General features: G+C 70.5%; 24 protein-coding genes. 9 read left to right on the forward strand and 15 right to left on the reverse strand.

Translation table 11 applies throughout. From position 1 onward, the window contains the following. From ABD747_RS16525 to ABD747_RS16540, 4 genes are all read right to left on the reverse strand, one after another. A partial coding sequence (locus ABD747_RS16525) for a histidine kinase dimerization/phosphoacceptor domain-containing protein (protein ID WP_344806502.1) occupies nt 1-685 on the reverse strand: 685 nt, incomplete at its 3' end. A gap of 40 nt (nt 686-725) precedes the next feature. Next, the gene (locus tag ABD747_RS16530) at nt 726-1247 is read right to left on the reverse strand and encodes a hypothetical protein (protein WP_344806504.1); all 522 of its coding nucleotides are present in this window, start codon (nt 1245-1247) and stop codon (nt 726-728) included. A gap of 140 nt (nt 1248-1387) precedes the next feature. Beyond that, entirely contained in the window at nt 1388-1876 is a 489-nt protein-coding gene (locus ABD747_RS16535) for a glutathione peroxidase (protein WP_344806708.1), read from the reverse strand. A gap of 48 nt (nt 1877-1924) precedes the next feature. After that, a complete protein-coding gene (locus tag ABD747_RS16540; protein WP_344806506.1) occupies nt 1925-2809 on the reverse strand; it encodes an ArgP/LysG family DNA-binding transcriptional regulator in 885 nt (294 codons plus the stop codon). Between the two features lie 79 nt (nt 2810-2888). Here ABD747_RS16540 and ABD747_RS16545 point away from each other — a divergent pair, with 79 nt between their 5' ends. Beyond that, complete coding sequence (locus ABD747_RS16545) at nt 2889-3497, forward strand: LysE/ArgO family amino acid transporter (RefSeq protein WP_344806508.1); 609 nt, start codon at nt 2889-2891, stop codon at nt 3495-3497. 412 nt (nt 3498-3909) lie between these two features. On the opposite strand, the gene ABD747_RS16550 is transcribed toward ABD747_RS16545, so the two are convergent. Then, nucleotides 3910-4932: a molybdopterin-dependent oxidoreductase gene (locus ABD747_RS16550; RefSeq protein ID WP_344806510.1), complete on the reverse strand. Its 1023-nt coding sequence runs from the start codon at nt 4930-4932 to the stop codon at nt 3910-3912. A 236-nt stretch (nt 4933-5168) separates the two neighbouring features. Further along, the gene (locus tag ABD747_RS16555; RefSeq protein ID WP_344806512.1) at nt 5169-5756 is read right to left on the reverse strand and encodes an XRE family transcriptional regulator; all 588 of its coding nucleotides are present in this window, start codon (nt 5754-5756) and stop codon (nt 5169-5171) included. A gap of 75 nt (nt 5757-5831) precedes the next feature. Between ABD747_RS16555 and ABD747_RS16560 the strand changes: the two genes are divergently transcribed. Then, on the forward strand, nt 5832-7013 hold the full coding sequence (locus ABD747_RS16560; RefSeq protein WP_344806514.1) for a benzoate/H(+) symporter BenE family transporter: 1182 nt from the start codon (nt 5832-5834) through the stop codon (nt 7011-7013). Between the two features lie 23 nt (nt 7014-7036). Beyond that, nucleotides 7037-7501, forward strand: a complete 465-nt coding sequence (locus ABD747_RS16565) for a PaaI family thioesterase (RefSeq protein WP_344806516.1) — start codon at nt 7037-7039, stop codon at nt 7499-7501. A gap of 29 nt (nt 7502-7530) precedes the next feature. Here ABD747_RS16565 and ABD747_RS16570 read toward each other — a convergent pair whose 3' ends face one another. Then, on the reverse strand, nt 7531-8796 hold the full coding sequence (locus tag ABD747_RS16570; protein WP_344806518.1) for an ankyrin repeat domain-containing protein: 1266 nt from the start codon (nt 8794-8796) through the stop codon (nt 7531-7533). Nucleotides 8797-8961: 165 nt separating this feature from the next. Between ABD747_RS16570 and ABD747_RS16575 the strand changes: the two genes are divergently transcribed. Beyond that, nucleotides 8962-10725: a SulP family inorganic anion transporter gene (locus ABD747_RS16575; RefSeq protein ID WP_344806520.1), complete on the forward strand. Its 1764-nt coding sequence runs from the start codon at nt 8962-8964 to the stop codon at nt 10723-10725. 9 nt (nt 10726-10734) lie between these two features. Continuing rightward, nucleotides 10735-12195: a DUF2252 domain-containing protein gene (locus tag ABD747_RS16580; protein ID WP_344806522.1), complete on the forward strand. Its 1461-nt coding sequence runs from the start codon at nt 10735-10737 to the stop codon at nt 12193-12195. 9 nt (nt 12196-12204) lie between these two features. Here ABD747_RS16580 and ABD747_RS16585 read toward each other — a convergent pair whose 3' ends face one another. The 4 genes from ABD747_RS16585 to ABD747_RS16600 are packed head-to-tail and all read right to left on the reverse strand — an operon-like array spanning nt 12205 to nt 16362. Continuing rightward, nucleotides 12205-13029 carry a carbohydrate ABC transporter permease gene (locus ABD747_RS16585; protein WP_344806524.1) on the reverse strand — a complete coding sequence of 275 codons (825 nt, stop codon included), beginning with the start codon at nt 13027-13029 and terminating at the stop codon, nt 12205-12207. After that, nucleotides 13026-14006: a carbohydrate ABC transporter permease gene (locus ABD747_RS16590; RefSeq protein ID WP_344806526.1), complete on the reverse strand. Its 981-nt coding sequence runs from the start codon at nt 14004-14006 to the stop codon at nt 13026-13028. The genes ABD747_RS16585 and ABD747_RS16590 overlap by 4 nt, the downstream gene beginning before the upstream one ends. A 2-nt stretch (nt 14007-14008) precedes the next feature. After that, nucleotides 14009-15376, reverse strand: a complete 1368-nt coding sequence (locus ABD747_RS16595; protein ID WP_344806528.1) for an extracellular solute-binding protein — start codon at nt 15374-15376, stop codon at nt 14009-14011. Beyond that, a complete protein-coding gene (locus ABD747_RS16600; protein WP_344806530.1) occupies nt 15373-16362 on the reverse strand; it encodes a carbohydrate kinase family protein in 990 nt (329 codons plus the stop codon). The genes ABD747_RS16595 and ABD747_RS16600 overlap by 4 nt, the downstream gene beginning before the upstream one ends. Before the next feature lie 271 nt (nt 16363-16633). On the opposite strand from ABD747_RS16600, the gene ABD747_RS16605 reads away from it, so the two are divergent. Together ABD747_RS16605 and ABD747_RS16610 are read left to right on the forward strand one after the other, a co-directional pair. Continuing rightward, a complete protein-coding gene (locus ABD747_RS16605) occupies nt 16634-17416 on the forward strand; it encodes a DeoR/GlpR family DNA-binding transcription regulator (RefSeq protein WP_344806532.1) in 783 nt (260 codons plus the stop codon). After that, nucleotides 17413-18771: a 6-phospho-beta-glucosidase gene (locus ABD747_RS16610; RefSeq protein ID WP_344806534.1), complete on the forward strand. Its 1359-nt coding sequence runs from the start codon at nt 17413-17415 to the stop codon at nt 18769-18771. The genes ABD747_RS16605 and ABD747_RS16610 overlap by 4 nt, the downstream gene beginning before the upstream one ends. A gap of 39 nt (nt 18772-18810) precedes the next feature. Here ABD747_RS16610 and polA read toward each other — a convergent pair whose 3' ends face one another. After that, complete coding sequence (gene polA / locus ABD747_RS16615) at nt 18811-21585, reverse strand: DNA polymerase I (protein WP_344806536.1); 2775 nt, start codon at nt 21583-21585, stop codon at nt 18811-18813. Nucleotides 21586-21922: 337 nt separating this feature from the next. On the opposite strand from polA, the gene ABD747_RS16620 reads away from it, so the two are divergent. Beyond that, entirely contained in the window at nt 21923-22675 is a 753-nt protein-coding gene (locus ABD747_RS16620) for a hypothetical protein (RefSeq protein ID WP_344806538.1), read from the forward strand. A 14-nt stretch (nt 22676-22689) separates the two neighbouring features. Here ABD747_RS16620 and ABD747_RS16625 read toward each other — a convergent pair whose 3' ends face one another. Together ABD747_RS16625 and ABD747_RS16630 are read right to left on the reverse strand one after the other, a co-directional pair. Next, nucleotides 22690-23478 (reverse strand): hypothetical protein, encoded by a 789-nt coding sequence (locus tag ABD747_RS16625; protein WP_344806540.1) that lies wholly within the window; start codon nt 23476-23478, stop codon nt 22690-22692. Nucleotides 23479-23517: 39 nt separating this feature from the next. After that, entirely contained in the window at nt 23518-24165 is a 648-nt protein-coding gene (locus tag ABD747_RS16630; RefSeq protein ID WP_344806542.1) for an FMN-dependent NADH-azoreductase, read from the reverse strand. Between the two features lie 102 nt (nt 24166-24267). Between ABD747_RS16630 and ABD747_RS16635 the strand changes: the two genes are divergently transcribed. Continuing rightward, complete coding sequence (locus ABD747_RS16635; RefSeq protein WP_344806544.1) at nt 24268-24744, forward strand: MarR family winged helix-turn-helix transcriptional regulator; 477 nt, start codon at nt 24268-24270, stop codon at nt 24742-24744. 27 nt (nt 24745-24771) lie between these two features. Here ABD747_RS16635 and ABD747_RS16640 read toward each other — a convergent pair whose 3' ends face one another. Then, on the reverse strand, nt 24772-25911 hold the full coding sequence (locus ABD747_RS16640) for a hypothetical protein (protein ID WP_344806546.1): 1140 nt from the start codon (nt 25909-25911) through the stop codon (nt 24772-24774). Between the last annotated feature and the right edge of the window lie 19 nt (nt 25912-25930).

The following is a 25930-nucleotide window of genomic DNA, read 5'->3' on the forward strand; positions in this document are numbered from 1 at the left end:
CGTCCACCGCCAGCTGGCGGGAGGTCCGGATCCGGGCCGACGCCTCGGCCGTCCGCCCGACGGCCAGCTCCGCATCGGCCGCGTCCAGCTGGACCACCAGACCGCCGAGGGAGTGGGCGAGAACGTCGTGCAGGTCTCGGGCGATCCGGCTGCGTTCCTCCAGCGCGGCCACCCGGTCGGCCTCCCGCTGCCGCAACACCCGCTGTCGCCGGTTCGCCCCGAACAGGATGACGGCCGCCGCACCGAACAGGTTGCTCAGCAAGACGGTCCACTCGGGATTCGCGAGGACGGCCCGCGTCACCAGTCCGAGTGAGAGCGCACCCGTCACGCCGACGGCGAGCCGGGTCGGTACCTCCGGCTGGCCGACGACCATGATCCCGCCGACGACGAAGAAGACGGTGCCGAGATAGTCGATCGCCGGGTTCAGCGCGATCCCGAGCCCCATCAACACCACGGTCAGCACGAGCGCGAGCCGGTCGAAGGGGCGCCAGGTCCGCAGCACGAGGAGCACGAGCGAAACGGCGAGAGCCGTACCGGTGCCGATCGCAACCCAACGGGCACCGCTGAAGGCGCCGGACCTGACCAGGACGACCGTCAGGAAGGCCAGCCCGCCGAGTCGGACCACCAGGCCGAGGGTGCCGCTGCCGCCGCCCCAGCGGTCTCCGCCCGTGTCGGTCCACCTCATCGTCGCCGATCCTATGCCGACGGCCGGCCTCCTCGACCGATCAGAAGCCGCTGGCCGCGTACGTCCGGCGCGATTCCTCCGCGTGGTGCCGGTCGACCCGCTCCCGGACGACGTACGCCTGCACGCACTTGATCAGCGCCAGCACCAGGATCGTCGCCCCCGGCTGCGCTGCGAACGTCGCGCCGACCACGGCCGCCAGCACGCCGAACCCGATCCGCAGGGCGATAAAGCCGAGCCAGACGCCGAGCCCGGGACCGCTGAGCCGGAACTCGGTCTTGCCGCTCACGGTCCGGAGCAGGGTCAGCCGGCCCATCAACACGCCGGCCGCGAGGCCGACCAGCAGCTCGCCGCCGAGGACCACGATGTCCAGCACGCCGGGATGCCAGCCGTGCGGCTCGTGCTGCAGCGTGCCGGCGATCGTGATCAAGCCGACCACGGCGAGGATCACCGGCATCCGCAGCAGCCGGCTGGTGTCGACGGACTGCCACCTGGTCTGTCGATAGGTCACGAAGGCGATCGCCGCCAGCGCGATGATGATCGTCTCGATCGTGTTCGTGCTCATTCTCGTTGCCTTCTCCTCGGTCCGGCCGAGCGGCCGGACACCTGAACTGGGTGATGTATCCAGTCTTGGAGAAGCGGGCTCCGCGGCCCACCACCCGCGGGTGGAGATCCGGGTGGAGAAACCCGTTCGGCTGGGAGGACTCAGTGCTCGGGAAGCCACTCCTCGATCGCCGCGACGACCTGCGGATCCTTCGGCTCGGTCCGGGGCCGGAACCGTTTGACCTCTCCGCTCGGGCTGACCAGGAACTTCTCGAAGTTCCAGGTGACCCGGCCGGCCTTGCCCTCGGCGTCCGGAGTCGTCTTCAGCTCCCGGTAGAGCTGATGGGCCTGGCGGCCGTTCACCTTGACCTTCGCCGACATCGGGAAGGTCACTCCCCAGGTAGTCGAGCAGTAGTCCGCGATCGCCTCCTCGGTGCCCAGCTCCTGCAGGAACTGGTTGCTCGGGAACCCGATCACGGTGAAGCCACGCGGGCCGTACGTCTGCTGCAGATCCTCGAGCTGTTCGTACTGCGGAGTGAGCCCGCACCGCGACGCGACATTCACCACCAGGGCGAGCCTCCCCGCGGTCAGGTCTCCGAACGTGGTGCCCTCACCCTGCAGGGTAGTGACGGCAATGCCGGCAAGCTCCATCACTGACTGACGACCTCTCCTGCTCCCGATGAGCTTCCGCCTGCCAGGCTACGTCGCCGCCGGCGGGCGGAGTGCTCGCCGGGCTGCGGCCCGGACGTCCGCGCTGAGGTCGGCCAGCGCCGACGAGTCCAGCCGCCAGCGCTGCCAGAACAGCGGTACGTCGGTCACGTCCCGGGAGAGCCGTTGCAGCCGGCCGGCGGCCAGGTCGTCGCGAGCCTGCAGGCTCGGCACCATGGCCCAACCGAGGCCGAGCAGCACCGCGGCATAGAAGTCGGCGGACGAGGGTATCCGGTGCACCACGCGCGGCAGCTGCGCGATCCCGCGACGGCGGAGCAGCTCGGGCTGGAGATCGTCCTTGTCATTGAAGACGAGCGTCGGCATCGCCGCCCAGTCGAAGCCACGGCCGCGGCGCCAGTGATCGAGGAACTGCGGGGTGGCGGCCGGGACGTAGCGCAGCGCACCGAGCGGTTCGACCGTGCAGCCCTGAACGGCGGCCGGATCGCTGGTCACCGCCGCCAGCACGTCCCCGCTGCGCAGCAGGTCCTGGGAATAGGCCTGATCCTCGACGTACAGCCGGAGTGCCGTATCCCGCCGGCCGGCCACGCCGGCGATCACCTCGCGGAACCACGTGGACAGCGAGTCCGCGTTGACCGCGACCGCAACGGCGACCGACGTGGCGGTGCGCAGCTCGCGGCCCGCCTCCTCGTAGAGCAACCGGGTCTGCCGGCCGAGCTGGACGAGTCGTCGGCCGTGCCCGGTCACCCGGCAGGGGGTGCCCCGGGTGACCAGGACCTGTCCGGCCGAGGTCTCCAGCGCGCGGATGCGCTGGCTGATCGCGCTCGGTGTCACGTGCAGCGCCCGGGCGGCGCCGTCGAAGCTCCCGGACTCCGCGATAGCGACCAGCGCGTCCAGCTGGGCCGGGTTCAGTTCCATGATCGAAGTTAAGCAGAACTGATCGATCATGAAAAACATTTGCTGGTCTACTGAGGGGCGCGACCGTAGCGTGGAGGTCGTGCTCGATGCTTCGCTGGCCGGACTGCTCACCGGACTCTCGCTGATCATGGCGATCGGTGCGCAGAACGCTTTCCTGCTGCGGCAGGGCGTTCGCCGTTCGTACGTCGGCGTCGCGGTCGCGGTTTGCGTCCTGTCCGACGTCGTGCTGATCACCGCCGGCGTGTCCGGGGTCGGAGTGCTGATCCAGCGCGCCGACTGGCTGCTGACGCTCGCCCGCTGGCTCGGCGCGGCCTTCCTGGTCTGGTACGGCCTGTCCTCGATCCGGCGGGCGCTGCGGCCATGCGGCACAGGACTCGACCCCGCGGCCGGTGCCCTCGGCGGACCCGCCAGAGTGGTCCGGCGAACGCTGGCCCTCACCTGGCTGAACCCGCACGTCTACCTCGACACCGTCGTCCTGCTCGGCTCGATCGCGGCCGTCCACGGGGCCGTCGGCCGCTGGTGGTTCGGCGGTGGCGCGGCCGTCGCGAGCGTGCTGTGGTTCGTCGGCCTCGGCTTCGCCGCGCGGCTGCTCGCACCGCTGCTGTCGAGCGCGCGGGCCTGGCGTGTGCTGGACGTCTTCGTCGGTGCCACCATGCTGGCGATCGCGGTCAAGCTCGTCCTCGGTTGATCCCGCGGCCGGGTCCCCTCGCCCGCCCAGTAGCCCGCAACGCTCCGGTGCCGACGACTCCCTGGCGCCGCCCCGCCCCTTGGTGCCGACGACTCCCTCGCCCACCCCCGCCCACTCCGGTGCCGACGACTCTCCCCGCGCTCCGCCCCCCTTGGTGCCGACGACTCCCTCGCCCACCCCCGCCATCTTCGCGCGGCTTCGACCTAGTTCGCGCGAGAAGCTTCACGAGCGAAGTAGGTCGAAAGCGAGCGAAGACGACCGCGAGGGTCCGCGAGGACTGAACGCCTCCGGACCGCCGGCGGCCTCGGCGACGCATCGCCGACGAGGTCGCGCCGTCGGAATCCCACCGAGGGGATCACCGCGACGGAACTCCCACGGACGGGATCACCGCGACGGGATCCCAGCGATGGGATCACTGTGCGGGGAACGGCGGCTGCGCCCAGCTCGGTTGGTCGCTGAGCTCGACCCGGGCCACCCACTTCACCCACCAGAACCCGCGCCGGCCCGGGACCACCAGGCGCACCGGTGCGCCGGAAGCGGCAGTCAGCGGCCTGCCCTGGCAGGCGACCGCCAGCCAGAGCGAGCCTGCCTCCGCCGCGGGGAAGCGTCGGCGGTAGCCGGTCGCACTGGTCACCAGAACGCTGCGTGCCGCGGCCAGGTCCGCGACGGGAATCAGATCGGCGACCCGCCGGCCCGACCAGGTCGCATCGGCGAACCAGCCGCTGGTGCAGTCCAGCCGCGCGTTCACCTGCTCCGCGTCCTCGGCCAGCTCCGCGGCGCCGTACGACCGCCCGGCCACCTCAACCCGGTGCGTCGGCGCCAGCTCGGGGACTCGGTCCAACAGCCAGATGGTCGCCGGGATCGCGTCCGGATCGACCGCCCGGGACCCGGTTGCAGCAGGCGTTCGGGGCGGGCCGCCGATCGAGCGCGAGAGTGCGGTCAGCACCAGGTAGCCGGCGCTCACCGCGCCCAGCCCGCCGAGCCCGCGGAGCAGGACCCGTCGGGACAGGTCCGAACGCCGCGGGGCCAGCATCGCGCGGCCTCCGCGCCGCAGCACGTGCCAGCCGAGCAGCGGCAGCGCGATCAGGGAAGCGCCGACGTGCACCTGCAACGGGCTGATCCCGAGGGCCGCCGACCAGCCGGCGAACAGCTGGACGAAGCCGGCGGCCAAGCCGAGCACCACCGCGACCAGCAGCAGCACGCTGGCGACCCGCAGCCGGGATCGCCGGATGATCATGGACTTCCAGGGCGCCAGCGCCACCACAGCGAGTCCCAGCAGCGCGTGCAGCGCCGCGACCAGCCACGACGGCACCGGCCGGGCCACGGCAAAACCGACCCAGCCGGTGACGAACGCGCCGACCACGAGCCAGAACAGGGCGACGTTGGTCCGACGACCGGCCCGGGCGAACGTACGTCCTCGCGCCTCGGTGCGCACGCCACCATTCTCCGCCTCGACCGTGCCGAGTCTCCGCCTCGACCGTGCCGCCCGATCAATGCCGGCACCCGGCCCACCATCCACCGGGCCCACCATCCACCGGATGCCACCCCTCCGCCCCGGAAACTGTGCAGCTCTTGCAATCGCGGCCGGCGTGTCGCTGCAACAGCTGCACAGTTTCCGAGCTGGGGGGCGGCGGGGGCGGGGTGTCGCCGGGGGTAACGGGCGCGGAGCGCTCAGAGGGAGCCGGCGGCGGGTCCCGGCGAGCGGATCACCAGCACCGAGTCGACGGCGACCGGGCCGAGGGCCTGGTAGCGGTGCGGTACGTCGCTCACCCACTGCGCGGCCTCGCCGACCCCGACCTCGACCTCCGCACCGACGCGCCCGACCCGAGCCCGGCCGCTGGTCACCAGCAGGTGCTCGACGACGCCCGGCCCGTGCGGTATCGACCGGTGCTCCGCCCCGGCCTCGATCCGCAGCCGATACACCTCGACGGTCCAGCCGTCTTCGACACTGACGTCCAGCAGCAGGGCCACCACTCCGGGGGATGCGACCCGGCTCCCGGGCACGCCGGAGAGCAGCGCCGCCAGCGGCACCCCAAGCGCGCCGGCGAGTGCGTACAGCGTGCCGAGGGTCGCGCTGCGCGCCCCGTTCTCGATCTCCGACAGCGATCCCTTCCCGATGCCCGCGACCTCGGCAAGCGTGCCGAGGGACATGCCAGCCGCCTGCCGCAGCGACCGCAGCCGCTCGCCGACCTGCCGGGCCAGGTCCTGCCGGGCCGGGTCGGTGGCCGCTTGGGTGGCCGGTTCGGGGTGTGAGCTCACGGACCGAGACTAAACCGGTTGCGTTCTGTTTGCAGAACCCTAGGGCTCTGTTTGTGGAACCCTAGGGTTCTGTTTGTGGAACACTCCTCCCACGCACCCGTCGCCGGTGTCGTCGCTGCCCTGGTCGGCTTCACCAGTTCGTTCGCCGTCGTCCTCGCCGGCCTGACCGCGGTGGGCGCGACGCCGGCCGAGGCCGGGTCGGGACTGGCGGTGCTGTGCCTGGTGCAGGGCGTCGGCGTGCTGTGGCTGACCCTGCGGCACCGGACGCCGCTGCTGCTTGCCTGGTCGACGCCGGGTGCGGCCATGCTGGCCGCGACGGGAGCGGTCGCCGGCGGATGGCCGGCCGCGATCGGCGCCTTCCTGCTCACCGGAGCGCTCATCCTGCTCACCGGTGTCTGGTCGCGGCTCGGCGCCCTGATCGCAGCCATCCCGCCCGCGCTGGCCCAGGCGATGCTCGCCGGCGTGGTGCTGACCCTGTGCCTGGCGCCGGTGCACGGCCTGTCCGCCGAGCCGTGGGCGGTCGGCCCGATCGTGCTCTGCTGGTTGGTCGCGCTACGGCTCGCGAAGCGGTGGGCGGTGCCGGTGGCCTTCGCCGCGACCCTGGTCGTGGTCGGCATCGACGTCGCCCGGGCCGGCGGCCTGAGCGGTTCGCTGCTGCCGACGCTGGACTGGACCGTCCCCACGCTGACCTGGCCCGCCGTGCTCGGCATCGCCCTCCCGTTGTACGTCGTCACGATGGCCGGTCAGAACGTGCCCGGCACCGCGGTGATGGCGTCCTACGGCTATCGGGTGCCGTGGCGGGAGACGATGACCGTCACGGGTCTGGGCACGGTCGCCGGTGCCACCTTCGGCGGCCACGCGGTCAACCTGGCGGCGATCACCGCATCGATGACAGCGTCGCCCGACGTGCATCCGGACCCGAGGCTGCGGTGGCGAGCCGCGCACGCAGCCGGTTGGACGTACCTGGTGCTGGCCGTGCTCTCCACTCCGCTCACCACGTTCGTCAGCGCCGCCCCGCCCGACGTAGTGGGGACGGTCGCCGGGCTGGCCCTACTGGCCACCCTGGCCTCGGCTCTGCACACGGCGATGGGGGACGCCGCCCGGCGGGAGGCCGCCGCGATCACGTTCGTCGTCGCGGCCGCGGGAGGTGCCTTCCTCGGCATCGGCGCCGCATTCTGGGCGCTGGCGGCGGGCCTCGGTGTCGACCTGCTGCTCCGCCACCACCGGCGAGCAGAAGCGCCCGGCTCGGACGCCTGATCGGGCTGTGGTCTGATCGAGCCGTGGACGACGCCAGCCCCGGACCGAGCATCCAGGAGCGATATTTCGCCGAGCTGACCTGCTTCGGCTGCGGGCCGAGCAACGCCAAGGGACTGCGCATCCGCAGCTACCCGGCGGCCGACGGATCCGTCCGAGCCACTTTCCTCCCGTGGCCCGAGCACGACAACGGGCTCGGCTATCTCAACGGCGGCATCATCGCGACACTGCTGGACTGTCACAGCGCCGCGGCCATGGTCGTCGCGGCAGAGCAGCGCGGACTCGTCCCGAACGGAACCCTGCACTACGTCACTGCGGGGCTCGACGTCCGGTATCGCCGACCGGCCCCACTGCACGAGCCCGTCGAGTTGCGAGCCCGGACCGCCTCAGCCGACGACGCCGAGATGCTGGTCGATGTCGAGCTGTGGTGGCAGGACAAGGTCCGGGCGAGCGCCGAGGCGACCTGGAAACGCTGGCGCCCCCGCCCCTGACGCAGCCGGACCGACCCGCTGGGCCCGGCTCAGCGCGTCCGGGCCTCGAGCCAGGCAGCCAGTTCCTGATGGCCGGCATAGGCCGCCCAGCCGGCGGGAGTCGCGCCGAAGTCCCGATCCCGCAGCGTCGGGTCGGCTCCGTGCTCGATCAACCAGGTCACCATCGCCTGGTCGCCCCGCAGGGCGGCCTCGTGCAGCGCCGTACGCCGGTCGGCCGCCGCGGCGTTCACGTCGAAGCCCAGCGCGAGCAGCCGTTCGAGCGCTCCCCGATCGTGCTGCTCGGCCGCCAGCCGCATCGCGTCGGGCCGGCGGTCGACCAGGTCGGCGGGATGCCCGGCGGGCGCGCCCCCACCCCGGCCGCCGGCGAGCGCTGCACCGATCGCGCGGTCGACCTCGTCGAGACGGTCGCTCCACCCGCCGGCCTGCTCCAGCAGCGCGGCGGCTTCCGGGTGCCCGTTGCGAACCGCCACCTCGTACGCGGTCTGGTCGCCGAGCACCGGGTGGTAGCCGCGGGTGTTCGGGTCGACCCCGTGCTCGAGCAGGATCCGGACCCGCTCGGTGAACCCGTGCGCCGCCGCCGATCGCAGGTGCTCACCGACCATCTCCTCCGGCGACGGGTACGACGCACCGAGCCGGTCGCGCCAGGGCGACGGCGCCGGCCGGCCGGCGCCGTGCCCGAGCAGTGGTGGCAGGTGGTCGTTGTCGGCTCTGAACTGGCGGTTGTAGAACGCCTGGTTGTCGTTGGGGTCGGCGCCGGCGTCCAGCAGCAGCCCGGCCAGCGGGACCGCGTCCGGGTGCGGTGGCTCGTCCCGCTCACCGCCGCCGAGGACGCCGGTCACCGCGGTGAACGGCGAGGGCTGGCCGCGCCACAGGAATCCCGCGTTCGGGTCGGCGCCGGCGGCCAGCAGCACCCGCATCGTCGCAACGGGATCGCCGACGCCGAGCCGGGAATAGCACAGGTACAGCAGCGGCGGCCAGCGATGCGGGCCGGTCTCGCGGCTCACGGCGGCCCGATCCCGGTCGAGCAGCTCGGCCAGTAAGTCCGCCTCGGCACAGGCGGCGAGCGTGCCCGCCGTTGCCGTGGCCAGGGCAGGATCGGCGGACAGCAGGTCGGCGGCGCGGCCGGCGGCGGCCGGCTCGGTGTAGCTGAGACAGGCCGTTCGGAGGAAGCCGTCGACCGGATTCTCCCCGGCCGGGCCACGGGCGTCCATCTCGCGACTCCAGCGCTCGATCACGTCCCGCTCGATCACGCCCCGCTCGATCACGCCCTGCTCGTTCGACGCCCGATCCGGCACCCGCTCCTCCTCTGATCCCTCGTCGACGGTACCCGCGGCGGTAACCGCCCCACCCGACGAGGGTGATGCCGTCGCGAGGCCCCGACTCGACAATGAGCACATGGGCGATCTCGAGGGGCAGGACGGCGGACAGCGCGCCCTGCGCAACCATGCGGACGGGCATCGATGAGCCCGTCGACGCCGGCCGCGACCCGAACCGGCTGGACGGCAAGGCTGACCCCGCCGGCGCTGCGCGGCTACCAGCGTTCGTGGCTGAGAGCCGACATCCTCGCCGGAGCGACGCTGGCCGCGGTCGCCATCCCCGAGACCATGGGCTACACCTCGATCGCGCAGACGCCGGTGATCACCGGTCTCTACACCGTGCTCTTCCCGGCCGTGCTGTTCGGCCTGCTGGGCTCGTCCCGGCTGCTCGTGGTCGGGGCCGACTCCGCCACCGCCGCCATCCTGGCCGGCGGTCTGGGCGCCCTCGGCATCGCCGGCCTGCAGCCGAACTCTCCCCAGTGGCTCGCCCTCTGCTCGCTGACCGCGCTGGTCTGCGGCGCCCTGCTGATCCTCGCCCGGCTGCTCAAGCTCGGTTTCCTCGGCGACTTCTTGTCCGCGTCGGTCCTGATCGGCTTCCTGACCGGCGTCGGAATCCAGGTGCTGACCGGCCAGATCCCCGACATGCTGGGGATCGCGAAGGGGAAGGGCACCTGGTTCCAGCAGCAGTGGTACATGCTCACCCATCTCGGTCAGACCCAGTTGCCGTCGCTGGCCTTCGCGCTCGGCACGCTGGCGATCATCCTGGGTTTCAAACGGTTCGTCCCGAAGGTCCCGGGCGCGATCATCGCGGTGATCTTGTCGATCATCGTCTCCGCGGCGACCGATGCGTCCGCGCACGGTGTGGCGGTCGTCGGGGCGATGCAGGGCGGGTTCCCGCCGATCGGGCTGCCGCAGGGCGTCACCCTGTCCGACGTGCCGATGCTGCTCGGCACCGCGTTCTCGTGCTTCGTGCTGATCATCGCCCAGAGCGCGGCCACGTCTCGCAGCTTCGCGGCCAAGCACGGTGACCGGGTCGACATCAATCGCGACATCGTCGGGCTGAGCGGCGCCAACCTCGCGGCCGGCCTGACCGGTACGTTCGTGGTCAACGGCAGCCCCACCAAGACCCAGATCCTGGACGGCCAGAAGGGCAAGAGCCAGGTCGCCAACCTGACCATGGCCGCGGTCGTGCTGATCATCGTGTTGTTCCTGACCGGACTGCTGACCGACATGCCGAAGGCCACCCTCGGCGCAATCGTGTTCCTGATCGGGATCGACCTGATCGACGTCAAGGGCCTGAAGGTGGTCCGGCTGGCGCGGCAGAGCGAGTTCTGGATCGCGTCCGTGACCGCGGTGGTCGTCTTCGCGGTCGGCGTCGAGCAGGGCATCATCCTCGCCGTCGTGGCGTCCCTGGTCGAGATGGTGCGCCGCCAGTACAAGCCACACCGGTTCGTGGTCGGGATCAGCTCGGACGGCGACCCGACGTACCTCAAGGCACAGAACGGGATGCAGAGCGAGCCCGGCCTGCTGGTCTTCCGGTACGACGCCGACCTGTTCTATGCCAACGCGAACCAGTTCTCCGATGCCGTCCAGCAGCTGTTCAACGCCGCGCCCGATCCCGTGCACTGGCTCGTCCTGGACTGCTCCTCGATTCCCGACGTCGACTACTCGGCCGGAGCGGCGCTGCGCCAGCTGGTCCAGTTCGTCCACCAGCGCAACGCCGTGTTCGCGCTCGCCGGGCTCGATCCCGACCTGCAGGCGACCCTGGAGCAGTTCGGCGTGCTGCAACTGCTGAACGTCGACCATATCTACCCGACCGTCGCCGACGCCGTCGCCGCCTTCCGCTCCCCAGCGGCGACCACGGGGACGACGACCACGGAACCGCACGAGCCGGCCGGACAGGCCTAGGAGGGCATCATGACAGTCATCGAGGCGGCACCCCATCCCAGCGCGGCCGACCGCCGGGCCCAGGGCGTCGACGCCCGCGCCCGGACCCCACGCGAGGCCCACACGCACTGGCAGCCCGGGCCGGAACGGGAGGATCCGGTCGCCATCCTCCAGGCCCAGGACGCGACCCGCGAACCGGACCTGGTGCCCGTCCGGCACGGCCGGATGATGGTCTCCCCGTTCACCTTCTACCGCGGCTCGGCCGCGATCATGGCCGCGGATCTCGCTATCACCCCGACGGCCGGGCTGAACGTCCAGCTCTGCGGAGACGCCCACCTGTCCAACTTCGGTGTGTTCGCCTCGCCCGAGCGCCAGCTGCTGTTCGACCTGAACGACTTCGACGAGACCCTGCCCGGGCCGTTCGAGTACGACGTCAAGCGGCTGGCGGCCAGCTTCGCCATCGCCGCCGCCAACAACAAGTTCTCGGCCGAGGACACCCAGCAGGTCGTGCTCAAGGTCGGCGAGTCTTACCGGACCGCGATGGCCGGCTTCGCCAAGACCAACACCCTCGACATCTGGTACTCCCGGATGTCGGAGGCCGACATCCAGGACGGACTGGTCCGGCTCGAGCGGGAGTACGCCGAGGTGGCCAAGCAGGCCAAGCGGGCAGGGGCACCGAAGACCGCGATCCCGTCCATCGAGCGCGGCCGGGAGGTGTTCCGCAAGGCACGCACCCGGACGAACCTGCAGGCGCTGTCGAAGCTGACCGAGGTGGTCGACGGCCGGCAGCGGATCGTCAGCCAGCCGCCGGTGCTGATCCCCTGGCGGGAGCTGGAATCGAGCGCAGAGTCGGACCGGCCGGACCTGTTCGACGTCGTCCAGGAGGTGTACGACCGCTACCGCAGCACGCTGAACGAGACCCGTCGCCGGCTGCTCGACCGCTACCGGGTGGTGGATGCGGCACGGAAGGTGGTCGGCGTCGGATCGGTCGGCACCCGGGCGTTCATCGTGCTGCTGGAGGGACGCGACGCGGGCGACCCGCTGTTCCTACAGGTGAAAGAGGCCACCAGGTCGGTGCTCGAGGCTCACCTGCCGAAGAGCCAGTTCTCCACCTCGGGCGAGCGGGTGGTCCAGGGCCAGCAGATGATGCAGTCGGCGTCCGACATCTTCCTCGGCTGGTCCGAGGGCGTCCAGGACGACCGCTTCTACTACTGGCGCCAGCTGCGTGACATGAAGGGCTCGGTCCCGGTCGAGGAGCTGTTGCCGCCCGGTCTCACGTTCTATGCCGAGATCTGCGGCTGGACCCTGGCCCGCGCGCACGCCCGCTCCGGCGACCCGGTGGCCATTGCCGCGTACCTCGGCACCAAGCGGAAGTTCGACCGCGCCATCGCCGAGTTCGCCAAGGCGTACGCCAAGCAGAACGAGCAGGACTACCAGGCCTTCCTCGACGCGATCAACTCCGGCCGGCTGGAGGCCAAGACCGGCGTCTGACCACGATGCTCAGCGTTCCGCGATGCCGCCGAGCATTCCCGAGATGAATCTCTTCTGCAGCGCGAAGTACAAGATCACGATGGGCAGCGCGACGATCACCCCGGCTGCGGAGAGAAGCGAGTAGTCGGTCAGGTGCTCGCCCTTGAAGAAGGCCAGGCCCAACGGTGCCGTCCGCCGGTCCTCGCTGACGATCAGCACCAGCGGGATCAAGAACTCGTTCCAGGTCCACATCGTGATCAGGACGCACATCGTCATGATCGGCGCGAGCGACGGCGGCACCATCACCTGCCAGAGCAGCCGGAAGTCGCGCGCGCCGTCGAGTCGAGCCGCCTCGACGATCTCGGTCGGGAAGGTGCGGAACTGGTTGCGCAGCCAGAACGTCGCGAACGCCAGCGACTGGGCCGTCTGCGGCAGGATCAGGCTGGCATAGGTGTCGGTCAGGCCGACGCTGCGCAGGTTGAAGTACAGCGGGATGATGAACGCCTCGGCCGGCAGCATCAGCCCCGCCAGCAGCAGGAAGAAGATCGCCGACGAGCCGCGGAAGGTGAGTCGGGCGAAGGCGAAGGACGCCAGGATCGCGAGCACCGTGGTGAGCACCACCACCGCAACGGTGACCACCAGGCTGGAGAGCATGTAGCGGCTGAACTGCCCGTTCGTCCAGGCCCGTCCGAAGTTGCCGAGATCGATCCGGCTGGGCAGCGCGAATGCCCCGCTGTTCTCCGCGGGCGGGGTCACCGCGCTCATCAGCACGCCGATCAGCGGGATGATCGCGAACACACCGAAGACGATCAGCACGATGTGGTCGAGGACCTTCTCACGAGTGCTCAGTCTCACGCCGACTCCTTGGGCTGCAACCTGCTGATCAGCGCAGTCACCAGCATGATCACCAATGTCAGGCAGATGGCCACCGCGGCGGCGGAGCCGACCTGACCGGTGTTGAAGGCGCGGTTGTAGGCCTCGAACGCCGGAACGGTGGTGGAGTTTCCCGGGCCGCCGGCGGTGGTGATGTAGACGAGGTCGAAGGTCTTCAGCGCGGACACCATCGTCAGGGTCAAGGCCGCCGCGATCTGGCCGCGGAGCGCGGGCAGGGTGATCGCGAAGAACTCCCCGGCCGCGTTGGCGCCGTCCAGCCGGGCCGCCTCGAACAGGGCCGGCACGATGTTGCCGAACCCGGACAAGAACAGCACCAGGCAGAGGCCGATGTTCAGCCAGGTGCCGACGAACCCGATCGCCACCAGCGCGGTCGAGTAGTCCCCCAGCCAGACCCGGGTCACCGAGTCCAGCCCGACCAGGCGCAGCGCGGTGTTCAGCAGGCCGTCGGGCGAATAGATCGACACCCAGATCGTCGCCACCACGACCGACGCGATCACCTGGGGCAGGAACAGCACCGTCCGGTAGACGCTCATCCCGCGCAGCCGGTTGGCCCGCGAGATCAGCGCGGTGAGGAACAACGCGACCGCGATCGGCAGCACGCTGTAGAAGACCATCAACACGATCGCGTGTCCGAACGCCGCGCGCAACTGACGATCGGTGAACACCGCGACGTAATTGTCCAGCCCGGCCCAGGTTGCCAGCGACAGGCCGTCCCAGTCGAAGAACGAGTACTGGACGGTCTGCAGGAACGGCACCCCGAGGAAGACGGCGAACACCGCGAACGCCGGAAGGACGTACAGGTACGCAACCGGCTGGGACCGGCGCCGCCGGCGGCCGGTGCCGCCGGCCGCGGCGCCCGGCGCGGATGCAGGCGAGGGTCGGCGGCGGGAGCCGGCCGTGGCCGCTCCCGCCCCGGACGACGGCTGAGCGTCGGGCACGATCAGCGGTCCTGGTTGAACTTCGCGTAGTCGTCCTGCAGCGTCTGGGTGAACTGCTGCGGGGTCTGCTTGCCGGCCACCAGGTCCTGCGCGGCCGCGGTCAGCGTGTCGTAGAACGTCGGTGTCGCGTAGTCCAGGTACGGGGTGATGCCGTTCGACTTGGAGATCGCGACGTAGGAGTCGGTGATCGCCGCGGCCAGCGTGCCCGCCGCCGGCTTGTCGCTGTCCGGCACCACCGCCGGCAGGTTGCCGGTCTTCACCAGCACCTCGGAGGCGGCCTCGTTCGTGACGAAGTCGACGTACGCCGCTGCGGCGTCGGCGTTCTTGGTCTTGGAGGTGATGGCCCAGGCCAGCCCGATCCCACCCATGGTGACCGGCGTCTGCGAGCCGTCCGGCTTCAGCGCCGTGAAGCTGATGTTCTTGGCCTGCGGCGCCGCCTCGAGGGTGGCCTGGTACCACGTACCAGTGATCAGGAACGCCGCGTCGCCCTTGCCGAACGCGTTCACCGCGTCGTCCCGGGAGATGCCGTTGGCGCCCTTGGTCAGATAGCCCTTGGTGGCCCAGTCCTGCATGGTCTGTGCGGCCTGGACGACCTCCGGGTCGGTCCAGGCGCCGCTGGTCGAAGTGACCAGGTCGTTCACCTTCTGGCTCCCGGCCAGCGCGTTGAGCGGGACGCCGAACAGGTGGATCCCCGGGCTCTTCTCGACGTCGCCGTAGCTCAGCGGCAAGATCCCGGCCGCCTTCACCTTGGCCATGTCGTCGTTCAGCTCGGCGAGTGTGCTCGGCGGCTGGCTGATGCCCGCCTTCGCCAGCACGGCCTTGTTGTAGTACAGGCCGACCAGCTCGCCGGTCTGGGAGATGCCGTACAGATTGTCGCCCTGCCACTGCTTGCCGTCGGCGGAGAACGAGTTCAGCTTGAGGAAGCTGCTCGGGTAGCGCTGGTTCCAGCCGTACAGGTCGGCGTAGTCGTTCATCGGCCGGAGGTAGCCGGCCTTCACGAACGCGCCCATGTCCGGATAGCCCTGATTCGCCTGGACCACGTCCGGCGGGTTGTCACCGGACAGCGCCAGCTTCAGCGTCGTCTTCAGGTCCGAGAACGACCGCGACACCCGGTCGATCTTGACGTTGGGGTACTTCTTCGTGAACGCGTCGTTCAGCTGCTTCTGGGCGGCACCGATGCCCTCGTCACCGGTGTTCTGATCCCAGACGGTGAGCGTGATCGGTTCGGTGCCGAAGTCCTTCTTGACCGGCGCCAGGCTGCTCTGCTGGCTGGCCGGGGCCGAGCCGGATCCCGGCGTGCAGGCGCCGAGGGCGAGCGCGACCGCGGTGGCGACCGCCGCGACGGCCGATGCCTTCCTCAGGTGTTTCATGACTCTCCGTTCTGGGTGGGGGTGGTGGAGTGCGAGCCGAGGAACGACCAGTTGCCGGCTGGCCGGGCCTGGTCGACGAAGCGCCGGAGATCGGCCGGACGAGGTGCGCTCACGGCGCCCCCGAGACGGCGAACCGACAATGACGCGCTGAGCGCGGCGAACCGGAGCCGGTTCGTCAGGTCCCAGTCCGGATAGCGTTCGGCGGCCATGAACGACGCCACGAAGATGTCCCCGGCGCCGGTGGGATCGATCACGTCGACCGGGACCGCGGAGATCTCGGTGACCACGCCGGTCGCCGAATCGATCGCGACCACCCCGTCGCCGCCGCGGGTGACGACCGCAAGCGGAACCCGCTCGGCAAGCGCCTTCGCCGCCTCGAGTGCGGAGTCGGTCCGGGTGTAGCGCATCGCCTCGATGTCGTTCGGCACGAACACGTCGATCTCGGCCAACCGGTCCAGCACGTCACGCGACCAGACTCCCGCGGAGTCCCAGCCCACGCCACCGACGACCCTGGTGCCGGCGGCTCGCAGTGTGGCAACCCAGGCAGGTAGCTCGGTCGCGATGCCGACATGCACCGCCCCCACCGGGCCGGCACCGGCCGGCAGGTCGAGCGGGCCCAGATCCTCGTCGTAGGTGACGAAGCTCCGGTTCTCCGGCGAGGTCAACGACACGGTGATCGGCGTCTGCCGGTCGGGCACGCATGTGATCCAGGAGGTGTCCAGCCCCGGTTCGGCGGCGAGCATCACCCGCATCTCGCGGCCGAGCGGATCCTCACCCAGCCGAGACAGCAGCCGCGTCGGCGCGCCGGCGCGCGCCGCGGCGACGGCACGGTTGGCGACGCCACCGGGACTGATGGCGAAGCCGGAGGCGAAGACCTCGGCTCCGATCTCCGGGGCCGAGACGCCGGCCATCACCAGGTCGCAGTAGATGTCACCGACGAAGAGCAGGTCGCCGCCCGCGGCGGCTGGGCCGATCGTCTCCGCCACCTGTCAGCTCCTCGCCCTCTGGTCCTCGCCCTGACGTTCTCTTGCTGCCCGGCACTGACGCCCACGCCCGGCCGCCGCGCCTACGCGCTCGGGAAGATGCTCGAGTTTGCGCGGTCAAGGCGAGCGGCTTGCCCTATTCACGCAATCATGCGCACATCCGGTTGCTCTGACGTTACACGGGCGCCGCTCTTCTGTTAAGTCTGGATGAGAATGAAAGAGTTTGGCGTACTTTCGTTGCTCTTGCGCAAGATTGCCCTCTACAGTGATTTCCATGCTCTCGAGCGAACGGCGGAACCGCATCGTGAAGGCGCTGCGGGTCGACGGCTCGGCTTCGGTCCGCCAGCTCGCCGTCACGCTCGAGGTGAGCGAGTCCACGATCCGCCGCGACCTTCAGCTGCTCGATCGCAACGGTGAGCTGTCCCGCACCTACGGTGGCGCGATGCTGCCGCCCGGTGCGACCGTCGAGGAGTTCGGCCGGAGCGGTCATGAGGGGCGCTTCCTGCTCGACGCCGACGCCGACGCGCCGCTCAAGCGTGCGGTCGCCGAGACGGCGGCCGAGCTGGTGCGCGACGGCGACGTCGTGATCCTCGACATCGGCACCACGACCCCACCGCTCGCCCGCCGGCTTGCCGGCCGTGAGATCACCGTGATCACCACCAATCTGGCCGTCTTCGACGAGCTGCGCGACGACGAGGCGGTCCGGCTGATCCTGCTCGGCGGTGTCGTTCGCCGCAACTATCGGTCCCTGGTCGGCTCGATCGCCGAGCGGGCCCTGAGCGAGGTCAGCGCCGACATCGTCTTTCTGTCCTGCACCGGCGTGCGGCCCAACGGCCACGTGGTCGACAACATGGCCGTCGAGGCGCCGATCAAACGTTCCATGATCAGCGCGGCCGAGCGGGTGGTGCTGCTCGCCAGCGAGCGCAAATTCCCGGGCACCGGCGCCCTGCGGCTGTGCTCCCTCGCCGAGGTGGACACCGTGATCAGCACCCCCGGCGCCCCGACCGAAACCCTCGATCTGTGCCGGAACGCCGGCGGAGAGGTCCTCATCGCATGAAGCTCTGCATCCTCGGCGGCGGCGGTTTCCGCACGCCGTACGTCTACCAGGCCCTGCTGCGCGACACCGGCTCGCCGCGGGTCGACGAGGTCGCCCTGTACGACGTCGACGAGTCACGACTGCGGGCAATGACCGCGATTCTCAGCCAGCTCGGCGCCGGCTTCCCCGACGCCCCCGTGCTGAGCCCGGGCACGAATCTGGTCGAGGCGGTGGAGGGCAGTGACTTCGTCTTCGCGGCGCTTCGCGTCGGCGGGCTGGAAGGGCGCCGCTGCGACGAGCACGTTGCCCTGGACCTGAACGTCATCGGTCAGGAGACGACCGGGCCCGGTGGCCTGGCGTACGCCCTGCGCAGCGTGCCGGTGATGGTGCGGGCGGCGACCGTGATCAAGGAGCTGGCCCCGGACGCGTACGTCATGAACTTCACCAACCCGGCCGGCATCGTGACCGAGGCGATGCAGTCCGTGCTCGGCGACCGGGTGCTCGGCATCTGCGACACCCCGTCCGGGCTCGGCCGGCGAGTGGCGGGCCTGCTCGGCCTCGACCACACTCGCGTCCAGATGGACTACGTCGGCCTGAATCATCTCGGCTGGATGCGCCGGGTGCTGTTCGACGGCCGCGACGTGCTGCCCGAGCTGCTGGCCTCCGAGACACTGCTCGGCCGGCTGGAGGAGGCACAGGTCTTCGGTGCGGACTGGATCCGCTCGCTCGGCGCCGTGCCGAACGAGTACCTGTACTACTACTACTTCAACCGCGACGCGGTCCGTTCGATCGTGGCGTCCGGCACCACCCGAGGGGACTTCCTGGCCCGCACGCAGGACGAGTTCTATCGCCGGGCGCTGGCGGCCGGCGACGGTGCGGCGGACCTCTGGCGCCAGACCGTGGCGAGGCGGAGTGCCTCGTACATGGCCGAGGCCAAGGGAGGCACGCAGAACGAGCCGGTGGGCGAACGGGACGTCGAGACCGACCCGGCCCACCAGGGCTATGCCGGCGTCGCCCTCGGCGTGATGGCCGCGATCAGCCGCAACGAGCGGCAGACGATGATCCTCAACGTCCGCAACGGGACGACGCTGACCGGGCTGCCGGCCGACGCGGTGGTCGAGGTGCCGACCATGGTCGACGCCAACGGCGTCCATCCGCTGGCGACGAGCCAGCCGGACCTGCACCAGCTCGGCGTCATGGCCCAGGTGAAGGACGTCGAGCGGCACACCATCGCGGCCGCACTCACCGGCTCGAAGGCCGAGGCGCTGACCGCGTTCGCCCGGCATCCCCTGGTCGACAGCGTCACCGTTGCACGGGACCTGCTGACCGGCTATCTCGCGGCAAGCCCGGAGATCGCCGCCGTCCTCGCCGGCTGAACCGTCGGGCTCGTCGTCATCCGGATGAGCCCGAGCCGCTCAGTGTGCGGCGTCGTGCCAGGACCGGCCGACACCCACCGAGACGTCCAGCGGCACCGCCAGGTCGACGGCGTGCCCCATCTTGGTCCGGACCAGCTCGGTCAGCGCCTCCCGCTCGTCCGGGCCGATCTCGAAGACCAGCTCGTCGTGCACCTGCAGCAGCATCCGGCTGCGCATGCCGGCGTCGTCCAGCGCCTTCTCGACGTCCAGCATCGCGACCTTGATGATGTCGGCCGCCGAGCCCTGGATCGGGGCGTTCAGCGCCATCCGTTCGGCCATCTCACGGCGCTGCCGGTTGTCGCTCATCAGGTCGGGCAGATAGCGGCGGCGGCCCAGGATCGTCTCGGTGTATTCGGTCCGCCGGGCGTCGGCCACCAACCCGCGCAGGTAGTCCCGGACCCCGCCGAAGCGCTCGAAGTACTCGTCCATCAGCGCCTTCGCCTCGGACGTGTCGATGGCGAGCTGCTGGCTCAGACCGTACGCGCTCAGGCCGTACGCCAGCCCGTAGTTCATCGCCTTGATCTTCGCCCGCTCCCCCGGCGTGACGGCATCCGGCGCAACGCCGAACACCCGCGACGCGGTCACGGTGTGGAAGTCGATGCCGGAGTTGAACGCCTCGATCAGGCTGGCGTCCTCGCTCGCGTGCGCCATGATCCGCATCTCGATCTGGCTGTAGTCGGCGCTCATCAGCGACTCGTAGCCCTCCCCGACCACGAACGCCTGCCGGATCCGGCGCCCCTCCTCGGTCCGGATCGGGATGTTCTGCAGATTCGGGTCCGTGCTGGACAGGCGGCCGGTCGCCGCGATCGTCTGGACGTAGGTGGTGTGGATCCGGCCGTCGTCGGCGACCGACTTGAGCAGGCCCTCGACGGTCTGCTTCAGCCGGATCGCGTCCCGGTGGATCAGCATCTGGGCGAGGAACGGGTGCTCGGTCTTGAGGTACAGCTGCTGCAGAGCCTCCGCGTCGGTGGTGTAGCCGGTCCGGGTGCGCCGCGTCTTCGGCATCCCCAGCTCGTCGAACAGCACCACCTGGAGCTGCTTCGGCGAGCCGAGGTTGATCTGCTTGCCGAGCACCCGATAGGCCTCCTCGGCGGCCGCATTCACGGTGGCCCCGAACTCGGACTCCAACGCATGCAAATGATCGGTGTCGACCGCGACACCGGTGCGTTCCATCCGCGCCAGCGTGCGCTGCAGCGGTAGCTCGACGCCGTAGAGCAGCTCGGTCCCGCCGCGCTCGGATACTTCGGTGTCGAGCGCATCGGCCAGGTCGATCACCGCTCGGCCGCGCACCATCGCCGCCTCGGCGGCGACCTGGGCGCCGGAGTCGTCGTCGCCGAAATCGAGCGCCAGCTGGTCGTCGTCGGCTGCCTCGAGCGCAGTCTCGACCTTGAGCTCGCGCTTCAGGTGGCGCAGGGTGAGGTCCGCCAGATCGTACGTCCGCTGGTCCGGCCGGGTGAGATAGGCGGCCAGCTGGGTGTCCGAGGTCAGCCCGGCGAGGTCCCAGCCCCGCGCCCAGATCGCCAGCAGCGGACCCTTCGCGTCGTGCATGGCCTTGTGGTGGCCGGGGTCGGCGAGCCAGTCGGCCAGCGCGGCGTCGTCGTCGGGAGACAGCTCGGTGACGTCGACATAGGCGGCGGCCCCGTCGGCGGCGGCGATCGCGAACGCCCGCAGATCCCCGCTGCCCGAGCCCCAATGGCCGACGACATCCACCCCGACCCGGTTCGACGCAGGACCGGTGTCGGTCTCCACCGCCTCGACCGTGTGCTCGGCCAGCCAGGCCCGCAGCTGATCGGGCTCCAGGACCGACCCGGTGAGCTCGAAGCCGCCCTCGGGCTCGAACGCCTCGGTCGGCAGCGCCTCCAGCAGGCGGTCGCGAAGCACCCGGAACTCGAGCCCGTCGAACAGGGTATGGGTGGCCTCCCGGTTCCAGGCCCGTCGCTCCAGCTCGTCGACGGTGACCGGCAGCTCCAGGTCGCGGACCAGCGCGTTGATCCGGCGGTTCCGCAGCACATCCTCGGTCCGCTGCTGGAACGCCTCGGCCGCCTTGCCCTTCAGCTCGCCGGCGTGCGCGACCAGGTTCTCCAGCCCGTCATAGGTCGCCAGCCACTTGGCGGCAGTCTTGGGCCCGACCCCCGGCACTCCCGGCAGGTTGTCGCTCGACTCCCCCACCAGCGCCGCGAGCTCGGGATAGCGGGCCGGGGTAGCGAAGTATTTCTCCTCCACCACCGCCGGGGTCATCCGGCCGAGGTCGGAGACACCCTTGCGCGGATAGAGCACGGTCACGTTGTCGGTGACGAGCTGGAACGCGTCCCGGTCACCGGTGCAGATCAGCACGTCGAAGCCGGCCTGCTCCGCCTGGGTCGCCAGGGTGCCGATCACGTCGTCGGCCTCGAAGCCGGGCTTCTCCACGTGCACGATGTTGAGCGCGTCCAGCACCTCCTTGACCAGGTCGAGCTGGCCACGGAACTCGTCCGGGGTCTTGCTCCGGTTCGCCTTGTATTCCGCGTAGACCTCCGAGCGGAAGGTCTGCCGGGACACGTCGAACGCGACCCCGACGTGGGTCGGTTGCTCGTCCCGCAGCACGTTGATGAGCATCGAGGTGAAGCCGAAGACACCGTTGGTGTGCTGGCCGGTCTGGGTGGAGAAGTTCTCCACCGGCAGCGCGAAGAACGCCCGGTAGGCGATCGAGTGTCCGTCGATCAGCAGCAGCTTCGGGCGGCTGGGCGCCGCCCCCTCGGGCGGCTTCGTCGCGGTCTTCGCAGTAGCGGTCGGCACGGATGCGAGCCTAGCCGTGACCACTGACACCCGACGGAGCCCGCACCACCGAGCACCTCGCCCATCCCCACCGGCGGCACCCCGCCCAGCCGTGTCCCCGGCACTCCGCACCACGCAGGTCTACTCCGCGCCCTGCGTATGGGGTGCGGAGTCGACCTGCCGGGTGCGGAGTGAGGCGTCGGACGGCGTCGCAGACGAACGTCGCGCGCCTCTTCGACGCGAGTGGCGCGGAATCGCGGGAATATCGTCAACGGCACCCGGCGAGCGAGCGCCGGTGCCACAATCGGCTCACCGCACATCGTCAGGTTCGGGGGGATCGATGATGATTCGTTCGTCTGTGGCCGCTCACATTCGGGCCGGAGCCGCGGGACTCGCTGCGATCGCAGCGGTCCTGGTATCCGGCAGCGCATGCTCGGCCGGCCAGGCCAGCTCACCAGCAGCTGCCCCGGCTCCGCCCGCCGCGGCGAGCACGGCGAGCCCGAGCGCATCGGCCCAACCGCCGACCAAGGCCGGCGACCTGGCCGCGGCGAAACGGGCGCTGATCACCGCGAAGGAGCTGGGCGATCCCTGGGTGGCGGTGAAGACCGTGAACAGCGTGGGCGGCAAGGACGAGGCGTGCCCGGGGAAGCCGACCACCGACGCAACGGTGAAGCCGCTGGCCAGCGCCACCGCTCGGTTCACCGCCGGCCGCGCGAAGGGCGCGGGCATCGGCGTCTTCGGGGTGTCGAGCTATGCCGACAGCGCCGATGTCGCCACCTTCCGCGAGGCACTGCCGAAGGTTCTGGCTGCGTGCGCCAGCTATACCGATGCCAGCAAGATGTACGTCGTGCTGAAGACCACCGACGGTCCGGCGATCGACGGGGCCGACGCCACCTGGCAGTACGCCGAGCGGGTGTACTACGACGCCAAGCACACCAAGCTCGCGTACGCCCGGCACTACGTGATCGCGCTGCACGGCCGGGCGGTCTCGGCCGTGCAGTACGCGTTCCTCACTGAGAAGTCCGACCCGAACGCGAACGACTTCTCCCGGACCGAGCAGATGGCGCGGAAGCAGCTCGCCAACGTGCAGGCCGAGTTCAGCGAGAACTGACCGGCGGCCGCCGGCTAGCGCGCGCTGATCTTGATCGTCTTGGACTTGGTCTTGACGTTCGCGTACGCCATCACCTGGCGCCGCATCACGGTGCAGTCGTCGGCCCGCCAGGCCACCTTCACGTTGAACGTGGGCTTGGCACCGGCCTTCACCCGGACCCACTTCTGCATGGTCATCGTCCGGAACCGGTTCAGGCTGTAGATGTCGTAGCGCACCGCGTCGCTGGCCAGCCGCTTGGTGTGGATGTCGGCCTTGTCGCAGGTGGAGAAGTTCGCCACCGTGGTGCCGACGTTGATCGGGCCCATCGACACCCCGAGATTCAGCGGGTAGCTGTGGCAGCCGCCCTTCAGCTTGCTCTTGGAGTAGACGTTCGTGCTGTAGTTGATCTTCGAGGTCGGGTCGATGGTCACCGACAGCCGGCCCTTGTCGCCGTCGCCCAAGCGATCGTAGGTGTTGGCGGTGACGTCGACGAAGTAGTAGTCGTAGCGCTTCTCCTTCTCCTTCAGCCGATAGAGCTTCACCGAGTAGTTCACCTTGCCGCGGTTCGGCGGGTACTTCGCGCAGAGCGAGGCGCCGCCGTAGTAGCAGACCTCGTCGCCCTGTCCGATGCCGTCGATGTGCTCGTAGTAGCTGAACCGGTACGGCGACTTGTCCTTGATCAGCACGGCCTGCTGGGTGACCGGCGGGTCGGCGGCGGCGGGGAGGGCGGTGCCCGCGACCACGCCGAGGGAGACGACGGCGGCGGCGGTGAGTGTGGCCGCCGGGCGGAGGCCCGGCACACGGAGGAGGTGGAGAGGAGTCATGCTCGGACCCTAAGCACTGACGGGTTCACCTCGCAGCCTTCAGAACAACTTGCCTGCATCTCGCGCCGCCGCATGGGCGGCCAGCCGGTCGGTCGCCGCGTCGGCCGTGACCAAGTTCGGCCGGAAGGCGACCTCGGTGATGTCCTCGATGCCGACCCAGCGCAGCCAGTCGTCGAAGAACGGCCGCTGGAAGTCGGAGCCGAAGCCGGCCCGGTCCCCCGGTCCGTAGACCGCGCTGGTGTAGATCACCGCCGCCTGGCGCCCCCCGAGCAGACCGGTGTAGCCCTCGATCGGGTCGAAGCCGAAGGCCATCCCCGGTTGCGACACCACGTCGATGAACTGCTTCACGATGTAGGGCACGCCGGCGTTCCACATCGGCACACTGAACAGGTACTCGTCGTAACCGGCGAACCGCTCGAACGCGGCGCGGGCCCGTGCCCACGCATTCGCCGCCCCGCCGACCGGCTGCTCGCCGGCGAACACCGCCATCTTCGCCGCAGCCGCATCCGGGCCGAATTCGGGCAGCGTGCCGTCCCAGAGGTCCCAGTGATGAATCTGGGCACCGTCGTTGGCCTCGGCATAGGCGTCGAGGAAGGTCGCGGCCAGTGCCAGCGACTCCGAGCGCTCACCGCGCGGCGAGGCCGAGATGTGCAGCAACCGCCGGGGCCGGTCGGATCGAGTGTTCATGGTGAACCTCCTTGATATGTGCGTGTGCACGTACTTTATGTGCGTGCGCACGCATTTGTCAACGCGGGGCCGGGCTTAGCTCTTCCTGGTACGATCTCGTGCGTGCGCACGCAAAGAGACGTGATCGCGGCGGATGCCGACGAAGGCGTTCGCGCGTGGGCCGGACTGCTTCAGGTGCACGCGGCCCTGGTGCCGGTGCTCGACCGCGAGCTGCAGCGCGCAACAGGCATGTCCCTGGCCTGGTATGACGTGCTGCTCGAGCTGAACTCGGCCCCCGAGCGACGGCTGCGGATGAGTGAGCTCGGTGCGCGAGCCGTGCTGTCCCGCAGCAGGGTCAGCCGGCTGACCGACGAGCTGGTCTCGGCGGGCCTCGTCGAACGGGAGGCCGACCCCGCGGACGGGCGGTCCTCCTTCGCCGTGCTGACCGCCGACGGCCGGCGCAGGCTCCGGGCCGCGGCTCCGGTCTATCTGGCCGGCATCGAGGCGCACTTCTCGCGTCACCTCCGGGCACGGGAACGGCGCGTCGTTGCCGACGGGCTCTGGCGTGTCCTCCGCGACGAGAGCGCGCAGCCCGGCTGACCCTGCGGGGCACGAAGCAGAAACGGCTCAGCGCGCCAGCAGGTCGGAGACGTCTCGGGACCACAACGAACCGCCGCCGTCCTCGGTGACCAGATACAGCCGGGAACCAACCAGCAGCGCGGCCCGGACCACCCCGTCGGGAGCGGTATAGGCACGCCACTCCCCGGCGTGGCCGACCAGCAGGCGGCCCGAACCGGACGAGCTCAGCGCGGCGAGCACGCGATCACTGCCGTTGAGCACGACGCCGTTGTCGCCGTCGCCGACCGTCAGCTCGGGCAGCGGAGCTCGCGCCCCGTCGTCCCAGAGCGCGGCGACGCCATCGCGCGATCCGAGCGTGGCGCAGCTCGCGGCGCAGTCGGTGGACCAGGCCTCGCTCCGCCGGCCGGCATCGGGCAGCACCGTCAGGGTCCAGCTCGCGCCCGATCCACGCCAGATCGCCGCCGACTGGTGCACGCCGTCGGCAAGATCGATCACCGAGCCGCTGATCACGGTCGCGCCGGAACGCGTCTCCGCGGCCCGCGGCGCGACCTGGCGGGTCGCGGTGTTGGTCAGCGCCGGCACGGGCGCCTGGCGGGACCATCGATCATGAGCCACCCGCCAGATCCGGCCGTCCAGCCCCCGGGCTCCCTGCCAGGTGCCGACGATCATCGGTCCGCTGCCGTCCCAGGCGACGTCGAGCAGGCCGCCGGCCTCCTCGCCGCCGAACGCGTAGAAGCTCTGCGGCCGGTCGATCACCCGCCCGGTGCTGCCGGACCAGACCGTCCAGCGGAAGTTCGAGTGCGCGCCGCCGTGAGCGGCTCCGAGGGCGACCACGGAGGAACCGCTTCCCGTGACCGAGACCAGGTCGGCCACCTTTCCGTACGGCGTCTGCGGCGCTACGTCCGCGGCAGCGAAGTGCGGATCGGCGGCGGCGCCCCGGGCCAGGGCCGGCGCGCGGTCCGTGCCGGTGCCGACGTACCCGCCGACCACGAGGGTTCGCCCGATCAGCGCGATCGAGGACGCGTGCATCGCGTCCGGCAGCGGCACCCGGCCCCAACCGTCCAGCTGGACCGGGGGTGCCGGTGACGGGGCGGGCGGCGTCACCGGGCCGGCGGTGCACCCGGTCGCGATCAGCAGCAGCGCCGCCACCGTGCACCGGACCGCCGGGGTCCGCGCTCGAGTCCGCACGAACTCACTCTAGGTCGGA

The sequence above is a fragment of the Microlunatus ginsengisoli genome (assembly GCF_039537205.1).
In the GTDB taxonomy this organism is placed as follows: domain Bacteria; phylum Actinomycetota; class Actinomycetes; order Propionibacteriales; family Propionibacteriaceae; genus Microlunatus; species Microlunatus ginsengisoli.